The sequence below is a fragment of the Halonotius pteroides genome (assembly GCF_003605635.1).
Classification (GTDB): Archaea; Halobacteriota; Halobacteria; order Halobacteriales; family Haloferacaceae; genus Halonotius; species Halonotius pteroides.
In genome coordinates this window covers 1-1,096 of record NZ_QMDW01000093.1, presented here as the reverse complement: position 1 = coordinate 1,096, position 1,096 = coordinate 1, and the positions used below count along the sequence as shown (strand labels likewise).

The window sequence follows — 1,096 nt, the reverse complement described above, 5'->3', positions numbered from 1 at the left end:
CATCCACGATCCCGAGGGGGAGTTTCGGATGACAGAACGGGTGCGGTCGTCGGTCCGCCGGGGCGTCAGGGCCCTCGAGAACACGAGCGGGCTCGCCGCCCACATCCCGGCGGTGGGCTCGAACCTCGTCGAGGCGCTGCCCGACGCGACGACGATCGACGGCGTTGCGGGCGTGCCGGGGCGGATCCTCGATATAAAAGGGCGCGCGACCGTCCCCGGGGAACCGGAGTTTGGCGTCTCCGAGCACGTCGCCTCGCTGTTGCTCGCTGCCCGGGCGGCCGGCTCGGAGGCGCGGGCGGCGCTCAACGTCCGGTACGACCCGGAGACACTCGAAGCGCTCGAGGCCGCCGGCTACGCGGCAGTGGCGTTCGACGCCGAAGCCGACGTCGAGGCCGCGGTCGCCGAGGCCGTCGGCGAGAACCCGACGGCGGACGCGCTGTATCAGACCGGCGGATTCGGCGTCGAGCCGATCTGTTATATACTCGGGCCGGATGCTCCGGCCGTCGTCGAGGCTGTGCGGCACGTCACCGAGTGACGTTCGATGGGCGAGGAAAACAGCGCGAGCGACGAGATAGGACGTTCGGTCTCGGGTTCGTCGGAGTAACGAGTGGGACGGTTCGGAGTAACGAGTGGGACGGTTCGGAGTCGCTCGGGGAGATAGCGACAGGACTCATACTGATGGACGAACTCACATGACACCGACCCACGAGTGATCCGCCGGTCACGCCGTCGAACGGCGTGCGCTTCGTGCGTCGTGTGTCCGTTCGTTTGGCCGTCAGTATGAGACGCCCGCCCGGGCCGGCCCGCCCCGCGATCGCGCCCGTTCGTTTCGACCCGCGTTTGAGCCACCGTAACCGCTATCTCCTCACCCATGTATCGTTCGCGTATGCCCCTCCACGCGATCGACGACATCAGCGACGCCTTCGGCGCCACCGCGGCGTTTCTGTTCCCGTTCGACACCCGTCGGTGGGCGAAGCTCGCGGTCGTTTCGCTGTTCGTGGGCGGCGGGTTGAGCCTCCCGACGTTCCAGGCCAACGCCTCCGGGGGCCTCGACGAACCGATCGGGACGGGGGCTCCCGGTTTCCCGCCGGATGCC

The 1,096-nt window shown here is 68.7% G+C and carries 2 protein-coding genes; both read left to right on the top strand.

From position 1 onward, the window contains the following. On the top strand, nt 1–535 hold a 535-nt coding region (locus tag DP106_RS15280; protein ID WP_276310103.1), incomplete at its 5' end, for a thiamine-phosphate synthase family protein. 351 nt (nt 536–886) lie between these two features. Continuing rightward, nucleotides 887–1,096: DUF7544 domain-containing protein (locus DP106_RS15275; protein ID WP_449405089.1), on the top strand; the 210-nt coding region annotated here is incomplete at its 3' end.